Origin of the sequence: Natronomonas sp. (assembly GCF_046710025.1) — an archaeon.
In the GTDB taxonomy this organism is placed as follows: Archaea; Halobacteriota; Halobacteria; order Halobacteriales; family Haloarculaceae; genus Natronomonas.
In genome coordinates this window covers 22195-30219 of record NZ_JBKEGK010000003.1, presented here as the reverse complement: position 1 = coordinate 30219, position 8025 = coordinate 22195, and the positions used below count along the sequence as shown (strand labels likewise).

General features: G+C 66.0%; 9 protein-coding genes. 5 read left to right on the top strand and 4 right to left on the bottom strand.

Annotation, left to right across the window (positions count from 1 at the left end):
- Both ACI944_RS00540 and ACI944_RS00535 read left to right on the top strand, forming a co-directional pair.
- The coding region (locus ACI944_RS00540; RefSeq protein WP_411717109.1) for an HAD-IC family P-type ATPase at positions 1-822 on the top strand (822 nt) is incomplete at its 5' end.
- A gap of 147 nt (positions 823-969) precedes the next feature.
- On the top strand, positions 970-2133 hold the full coding sequence (locus ACI944_RS00535; protein WP_411717108.1) for an MBL fold metallo-hydrolase: 1164 nt from the start codon (positions 970-972) through the stop codon (positions 2131-2133).
- Between the two features lie 106 nt (positions 2134-2239).
- Here ACI944_RS00535 and ACI944_RS00530 read toward each other — a convergent pair whose 3' ends face one another.
- Positions 2240-2824, bottom strand: a complete 585-nt coding sequence (locus tag ACI944_RS00530) for a FlaD/FlaE family flagellar protein (protein WP_411717107.1) — start codon at positions 2822-2824, stop codon at positions 2240-2242.
- 586 nt (positions 2825-3410) lie between these two features.
- Between ACI944_RS00530 and ACI944_RS00525 the strand changes: the two genes are divergently transcribed.
- The gene (locus ACI944_RS00525; RefSeq protein ID WP_411717106.1) at positions 3411-4445 is read left to right on the top strand and encodes a hypothetical protein; all 1035 of its coding nucleotides are present in this window, start codon (positions 3411-3413) and stop codon (positions 4443-4445) included.
- On the opposite strand, the gene cutA is transcribed toward ACI944_RS00525, so the two are convergent.
- Together cutA and ACI944_RS00515 are read right to left on the bottom strand one after the other, a co-directional pair.
- Positions 4446-4748 carry a divalent-cation tolerance protein CutA gene (gene cutA, locus ACI944_RS00520; RefSeq protein ID WP_411717105.1) on the bottom strand — a complete coding sequence of 101 codons (303 nt, stop codon included), beginning with the start codon at positions 4746-4748 and terminating at the stop codon, positions 4446-4448.
- Between the two features lie 10 nt (positions 4749-4758).
- Positions 4759-4959, bottom strand: coding sequence for an HEWD family protein (locus ACI944_RS00515; protein ID WP_411717104.1), 201 nt, complete (start codon positions 4957-4959; stop codon positions 4759-4761).
- 146 nt (positions 4960-5105) lie between these two features.
- On the opposite strand from ACI944_RS00515, the gene ACI944_RS00510 reads away from it, so the two are divergent.
- Together ACI944_RS00510 and ACI944_RS00505 are read left to right on the top strand one after the other, a co-directional pair.
- Positions 5106-5684 (top strand): YbhB/YbcL family Raf kinase inhibitor-like protein, encoded by a 579-nt coding sequence (locus ACI944_RS00510; protein ID WP_411717103.1) that lies wholly within the window; start codon positions 5106-5108, stop codon positions 5682-5684.
- Positions 5685-5810: 126 nt separating this feature from the next.
- Positions 5811-6266: a hypothetical protein gene (locus tag ACI944_RS00505; RefSeq protein WP_411717102.1), complete on the top strand. Its 456-nt coding sequence runs from the start codon at positions 5811-5813 to the stop codon at positions 6264-6266.
- Position 6267: 1 nt separating this feature from the next.
- Here ACI944_RS00505 and ACI944_RS00500 read toward each other — a convergent pair whose 3' ends face one another.
- Positions 6268-7887 carry a hypothetical protein gene (locus ACI944_RS00500; RefSeq protein WP_411717101.1) on the bottom strand — a complete coding sequence of 540 codons (1620 nt, stop codon included), beginning with the start codon at positions 7885-7887 and terminating at the stop codon, positions 6268-6270.
- Positions 7888-8025 lie beyond the last annotated feature (138 nt).

Genomic DNA, 8025 nt, shown 5'->3' with positions numbered 1-8025 from the left:
GAACGCAATCTCGAGTTGGCCAACGTGAGGTCGTTCGAGAACGTGCCGGGCAAGGGTGTCAAGGCCACCACCGGCCACGGCGACGTCCTCGTCGGAAACCGCGCGCTGTTGACGGCCAACGGCGTCGACCCCGAACCAGCAGACGGAACGATGGCGCGGCTTGAACGCGAGGGCAAGACGGCGATGCTCGTCGCCCTCGACGGTGAGGTCATCGGCGTCGTTGCGGCCGCCGACACGGTCAAAAAGAGCGCAAAGACGGCCGTTTTGGACCTCAAAGACCGCGGGTACGACGTGTTCATGTTGACCGGCGACAACGCCCGGACAGCGGCGGCGGTCGCCGAAGATGTCGGCATCCCCGACGGGAACGTCCGATCCGAGGTCCTCCCCGGTGAGAAGGCCGACACCGTCGACTCGATTCAGGCCGACGGCACCCGTGCGATGATGGTCGGTGACGGCGTCAACGACGCCCCCGCGCTGACGGCGGCCCATATCGGCGTCGCCATCGGTTCGGGCACCGACGTGGCGATGGAGGCCGCCGACGTGACGCTGATGCGTTCGGACCCCGCCGACGTGCTGAAGGCGATCCGGGTCTCTCAGGCGACACTCTCGAAGGTCCGCCAGAACCTGTTTTGGGCGCTCGCCTACAACGCGACGCTCGTCCCTGTCGCCTCGCTGGGCGTGCTCAACCCGGCGCTGGCCGGCGCGGCGATGGCCGTTTCGAGCGTCTCCGTGATGACGAACAGCCTCACGTTCGCGACGTACGATCCAGCCGAAGCGTACGTTCCGATTCTGCTGCGCCCGTTTGCCGCGCTACGGCGTTGACCGGGGGCTGACTTCGCGTCGTAGTGGCCGGCGAGCACGAAGCTCCCAGCAAAGACGGCGACGAGGAGGGCGTACCACGGTGGGACCGACGACATATCCGGCGGCGTCGCTCCGCGGTCTTAATACTCGGCGGTACGTCGATTACCCATGACCGACGCGACGACGTCATCGCCGACGGACATCTCTGCCGAAGAACTGAAACGCCTCGTCGACTCGGGCGAGCCGTTTCATCTCGTCGACACGCGCGACGTGAAGAGCTTTAATGAGTGGCGACTCGCCGGCGCGACCCACTTCTTTTATAAACCAGATCGGGCGTTCGACCCCGACACGTTCCGGTCGGAGACGGGTCTCACCCCTGAGGACCCCGTCGTAACCATCTGCGCGAAGGGACTCTCGTCGGGCGCGCTCGCTGAGGAACTCGTCGACGCGGGCTACGAAGATGTCCGCCACGTCAACGACGGGATGCGCGGCTGGAGCGCGGTCTACGACACGGTTAATATCGACACCGATGGGTCCGTCGAGATTGTGCAGTTACAACGGCGCGCGAAGGGCTGTCTCGGCTACCTCGTCGCCGACCCTGAAACCGGCGCCGCGGCCGCGGTTGATCCGACGCGCCACGTCGGGACGGTCCGCGAGGCGGCGGCCGAACGCGGCTTCGAGATTGAACGGGTTTTCGATACACACATTCACGCGGATCACCTGAGCGGTGGCCGTCGGCTCGCGGACGCGCTTGGGGTCCCGTATCACCTCGGCGAGCGCGTCGCCGAACGCGACCCTGACTTCGAGTACCGCCCCCTCCGTCGGAACGAGGTGCTCGCGGTGGGTGACGTGGATGTCAAGGCACTCTTCACGCCGGGACACACCTCGGGGATGGTGAGTTATCTCGTCGGCGAGGAGGCGCTTTTGACCGGCGATACGGTTTTCATCGACGGCGTCGGCCGGACCGAACTCCAGTTCGGCGACGAGGACGCCGCCTCGGGAGCGGCGCTGCTGTACGAGTCGCTTCAGGGCACCGTTTTAGCCGAACCCGACCCCGTGACCGTCCTCCCCGGACACTTTTCGGTCTCCAACGACGGAGCGTACGGCGCCGCCCCCGGTTCGGAGGTTTCGACGACGGTTCGAGCGCTCCGGACGGAACTGTCGATCCTGCACGACGACCGCGGGGCGTTCTCGGAACACGTCGTCGAGTCGGCGCCGGAGAAACCCCCGAACTACGAGCGCATCATCGCGATCAACCGGGGACGCTCGGCGGCCACGGAGGACGAGGCTATCGAGTTAGAACTCGGGCCGAACCGGTGTGCGGCGGAGTGATGGCGCGCCCGTCGGACGGTGAACCCCATCCCGCCAGGGATCGCGGACATCGCCCTACTAGGAGTCACAGACACCGCCTCCGTCCCGTCCCGACGTTGCGGGCGCCTCAGCCGTTCTGTCGGTGAGCGAGTCGAGCGATGTACAGAAGGCTCTCGCGGTGGTCATCAACGCCAAGCGACGGAGCGGCGGTCTCCGCCCCCGGTGTGGAGAGCCCCGAGGCGACGTCCTCCAGTTCCTCGCGGCTTCGCTCGGAGATCCATCCGATCGACTCGTAGTACTCAAGCGCCGACAGCGTCGCGTCGTGGCCGGCCACGGTGAGCAGCTCCTCGAGCCAGTCGAAGACCTCGAGTTGGGCGGTGTACGCATCCGGGAGCCGGTCCAGATACGGTTTCGAGAGATCGGGACCGGAGAGTTCGGTTAAAAAGGCGGCTGCGTTTGGGGCCCGCCCGTCTTCAGACGCCTCGGGCGCGGGCGACGCCTGTCGTCGCTCCGGGGGCCGGGATGTCGCGCGATCGCCGGTTGTCTGTGACTGGCGCTCGGATCGACGCGTCTCGTCGCTACGTCGGCGATGGCGAGAACGGAGATACGACTCGATTTCGTCAGCCGGTTCGCGCTGTTCGCTGGCGTCGGTCGCGGCGCGCCCATGATCGGACGCGGTCTCCGGCTGTTGTGGCTCAGCGTCGGCTGCCACGTTCGTGTCGCGCGGTTCGCCCGCCGCTCGTCGGCGGTCCGGATCGGCCGCGTCTGCCGTCCGCTCGGGATCGGCTCGGCGTTGGGGCTCGCCGCTCCGCGAGTGCCCAGCGTCGTGTCGCGCTGTGTCGGATCGGGATGCGCGTTCCTCAGTTCGGGGGGGTTGCCCCCCACTTCGGGGTGTCTGCCCGTCAGTCTGGGAGACGTGCCCGCTAGGATCATTTGCTCGCCCGCTATCGCCCGTATGAGGCGAGTCCTGAGTCGGCCGTGGCGTGGTCGGTTCGACCGGGACCGCTCGTTCTTCCCCGTCGGTGGATGTCGCGCTGTCCGGTCGTCCGCCGTCCGGTCGTTCGGGGGGTGACCCGTCGGTCCCGGGACGGTCGGAGGGATCCCGGGCCGCGTCGCGCAACTCGCCCAGGTCGTATCTGCGGGGATTTAGCGGACCCGTCATGCTCTTGTGAGTGATTGGTGAATACGCTATTTAAATTCGGGCTCCGTTTCGAGCACCGTGGCGACCGGTTTCAGCGCTCGAAACAGACGAGCACATCGGGAGTACGGTTTTTAAATGGGGCGCCGAACGCCGCAGTATGGCAACGCAGGACGCCCGGTCGACGACGCTCCGGGACTTCGACGTCGACCCGAGGGTCGCTGCTCGCGGACACACGCCGTCACTGTTCGCTCGTGAGCGGTTCGTCCGGTGTCGTTCCTGTGGGGTAACCGTCCCGTACTCAGTGACCGCTGAAGGCCCGATCCGGCAGGCGCTGGACGAACTCGCCGCCATCCCGTGCGGGCGCTATCAGCTTCCGGATGTCCCCGTCGGCGATCACATCCCGACGGTGACGCCCGAGCACCCGACAAAAGGGCGGAGCGTGGTCTGTGAATCCTGTGGACGGAGCGCCCGGATCAACGGCGACCGCAAGCGAGTGCTGGAGGAGCTCGCGGCAGTGCCCTGTACGACCCGGCTGAGTCGGGTGGAATTGGTCGATCTCGTCTTCTCGCCGACGGCGTTTACCCCGCCGCTTTCGGACCTGGGGATCGATCGCTGGTACGGGCGACTCGGCGGCAGTCACGGCGACGGCATCGTCAGACAGTTTCGCCACGACCGCTTCCAGTACACGATCTATGTCCGGGAGCACGACGACGGAACGTACGCCGCTTCGCTCTCCTCGACGCCGGCCCCGAGCGTCGATCCACTCGACGAACTCCGTTTTCCCACCGCGGACTCCGAAACTCCGTCGACGAGGGAGACGGCGATCACGCTCGTGACGTTTCTGTCCGCAACCGACCCGCTCACTGCAGGCGAGTTCTCGAAGCTGCATAGTGCCTACGAGGACGCGTACGAGGCACACCGCGACGGGTGGATCGAAGACGCCTACGACGACGCGAAAGCGACGTTCGAGGACCGCTTCGGCGCGACGCCGACGGCGTTTACCGACGCTTTCTCCGACAGTACGGCCGACACCGATGCGGTGCTTCGCCGGATGGTCGGCTCCGGCGGGTTCTCGGACGCTCCCGAGGCCGAGTTCGCGGCCGAGGTGTTGGGCCACGACCACGAGTTCCCCGGATTCATCGACTTTGTCGCAGACAGACACGGCTGGTCGCCGCCCGTCCCCGAGCGGTAATCACTCGACGCTGTCGGCTACCCATCCGGCGAATGACTCCAGCGCGTCCGCCTCGTCGAAGCGCTCGATACAGGGCACCTCGTGTGGATGTAGCTCCTCGATACGCCGCTTGAGTTCGCCGTAGCGGTCGTCGGTCGTTTTGATCAGCAGGGCAGCCTCTTTCTCCCGGACGACGTCGCCGTCCCACCGGAACGTCGAGCGACAGTCGAACCGGTTGACGCAGGCCGCGAGGCGCTCCTCGACGAGGGTCGCGGCGAGATCAGCGGCGACCTCGCGGGGCGCGGTGACGTAGGCGGTCGGCATCGAATCGTGGTCAGCCCTCCGGCTCCGTCTCGCCGGTCACCGGATTGTAGCGGCCATTTATATCCCACTCGTGGATACAATGTCTATCGCCGACTTTGCGTTCGCCGTCCTCTTCGGCGATCACCCAGTTGCCGGTGTCCTCGTCCCAGACATCCGTCCGTCCGCAACGTTCACAACTCCGCCGTGTCGGTGGCACGATTTCAACGCTCATACTCGGTGGTCGGCCTCGATCGTAATCAACCAACCGCCGCCAGATCGGCTTCGACAACGCAGGGTCGATGCCGACACGACGGGTTCAACGGGGCCGGCTCGACTGCGTGTCGATGCGGTCTTGTCCCCGGAAGCCGTACGAAAGATATGCGCCGACGCGAACTCGTCGCTGCCCTCCCGGCCGTCCTCTCTGCCGGCTGTACAATCGGCGGTGAGCCCGTGGAACCGGACGGACCCGACTTCTCAGTCGCCATCCCCGGCCTCGACGACGGGTTGTTGCCGGAACGGTACACCTGCGACGGGACCGGCGAATCACCGCCGCTCCGGATCGAAGGCGTCCCCGACGCGGCCGAGTCAGTCGCAGTTGTCGGCGAGTGGCTGCGCGGCTACACCCCGCAGACGATCTGGCTGCTCTGGGGGCTGCCGGCGACTGACTCTCTCGAACTCCCGGCCGGGCTCCCCGACCGGAAACGCATCGACTCGCCGGAGGGTACGAGACAGGGAACGAACGGCGGTCGAACGGTCGGATATCGCTCTCCCTGCCACGAGACGGCCGACAACCAGGCGTATCGGTTCGTCGCACACGCGCTGCCCGATCAGATCGATCTTGAACCCGGTGCCGGTCGCGATGCGTTCGATAACGCCATCGAACGCGAACTCTCCGTCGTCTCCAGCACGTCGCTTCGCGTTCGGTACGAACGATTCCCCGAGGAACGGTCGTCATAGCGACCCGTAGTGCCCGCAACGGCAGGGATCCTGTAGCCATGGTGGGGATACCGTGGCCCGATGCCCCCGACGCGTCGACGGTCACGACGGCCACGCTTATGAACCGCGTGTCCGTACTCACGACCGATGAGCCTCGATGTCGACCGACCGGACCCGCCACAACTGGAGGAAACCGACCCGAACGAGTACGAGGATGCCGAGGTCGTCGGCGACACCGACTACAAGCGTGACGAACTCGAGTCGCTACTCGAAGCGGGCGCGTGGGCGGACGCGTTCGACGAGTGGGCCAAAACGACCGACCTGGACGAGGGAGCGTTCGGGATCGTCGCGGAATTGGGCATGATACAGCACTTTGATTTCTTTTGGGACGCGTTCGCGGACCGGGTCGGCTATCACGCCCCCGGGATTCCGGAAGACTGGAAAGAGCGCGACCTCCACCCCGAGTTGTCCTCCTGGGAGACGGTTTCCGGTATTAACGCCTCGATGGCTGAGCTCGGGGAGACGATCAGCCGGACGCTGAAGGAGGAGTACATCGACTGGGAAACCGACTACGAGGCCCCCGACGACCTCCCCGACTTCTGAGCTAGAGCCAGGAGACGAAGGGGTCGTCCCCGCGGCTCAGGGCGATATACTCCCGTTGCATCGCAGCGATGGCCTCAGCCAGGTCGGCCCCGCCGCCGAGAGCATCCCGAACGCGGGCTTTTTTCCATGTGCTCGGACTCGTCCGCGCACGCCAACGCTCTTCGATCGGCGAGAGATACCGGTCGATGTCGTCGGCCGGCACGCCCGCAGTCTCGAGCCCCAACCGCGCGTGATCGAAGAGTTCGCCGAAGATTACGTTCGGATCGCTGGTGCGCTCGCCGTCGGCGGCCACCCACGCCAACTCGGCATCGAGGCCGTTCTCGACGGCATTATAAAAGCTCGATTCGGCTGCCGACCATGGCAACGCCGTGATCGGGTGGTCGGCTTCGATCAGTCCGCGGAGCACCCCTGCGACGAGCGCCTGCATCCCGATGACGTCGGTGACGGTCGGCTGCGTCGGTATCGGGCGGTACTCGATACGTAACGAGCGCTCATCGTTGGCGGCATCGACGCAGTCGCCGCCGATCACACAGCGCAGCCACCGCCAGTAGGTCCCGCGCTTGTGATCGAACTCCCAGACCCGGTCGGCCAATCCCTCCCGCTCAGTTTCGCCGTCGATCCACTCGCGTAGGAACGGGGCGTAGCGATCGTCCTCGAGCACGCGATCGACGACGTCGGTCGCCGTCTCGATGTCGTGGGGGACCCGGACTTTCGCGTTCGGCGTCCGGTTGACCGACTGCTCGAAGGCGTCGATCCGGAGTTCGTGTGGCGTCGCCGCAATGAGCGCCTCAGGGTCGTCGACATCATCGTACAGTTCGGCGGGGAGAAACGGCGAGTTCGCCGACAGCGCCAGCACCGGGCCAAGCGTCCGGATCGCCGCGTTGTAGTACGCCGGAAACTCGGCCGCGCTCGGGATCTGGAGGTGTGGCTGTATCGACGTGGCGAGCGACTCGAAGAGAATCGTCGGGAACTCGATATCGGCCCCCGGGACCGACAGCGAGATCGGGCCGCCGCCGTTGTGTCGGAGCGCGTGGTTGTCGATAGCGACGTACCGGGGGTCCTGACGCATGTTCTCGGCGAGGACGACGCCATCGCGCTCGTTGGTCGCCGAGAGATACGCCATCGCCCCGTCGGTGGGCGGTAGCGTCCACATTGCATCGAGGACGAGTTCGCAGCCGTGATCGCGAGTCGCCGAAGCGGCTTTTCGGGTTCGCTCGGCGATCTCGTCGGCCTGTGCCGCGAGCCCTGTTTCGCTCAGTACTGATGGGTCGGTGTTGATCTCGACGTTGTGAAGCCCCAGTTCCTTGTTCGCCGCCGCGGTTTCAAAGAGGTCCTCCGGGAGGCGCGTCAGACGCGGATCCTCGGCACCATCCGCGTCGGACGCGGTGTTGCGCTTGCGATCAGTTTTGCCCTCTGTTTCGCCTTCGGTATCGCCGTCCGTTACCGCGTACACCTCCATCTCGAGGCCGACAGCGAAATCCGGGTTGTTCATCCGCCCATCCGCTATGGCCGTCCGAAGCCACTCGGCTTGTTCGTCCAGTCGCTCTCCGAACGGCCCGACGGTTTCCGGATCGAGCGAGCGCTCGACCAACTCGACCGTCAGGTCCGTGTCCTCGCTCATCGTGGGCCCCCACCGTCCACGTCGCCGTCGCGACCGCGGCGTCGCTCCCGCCTGATCGACGACCGAGTCGCCGTCGCGCGGGCGTTACTCGTGTCCATATCGCTCGGTCGGTGCGGTGACTCAAAACTGTTGTACTCT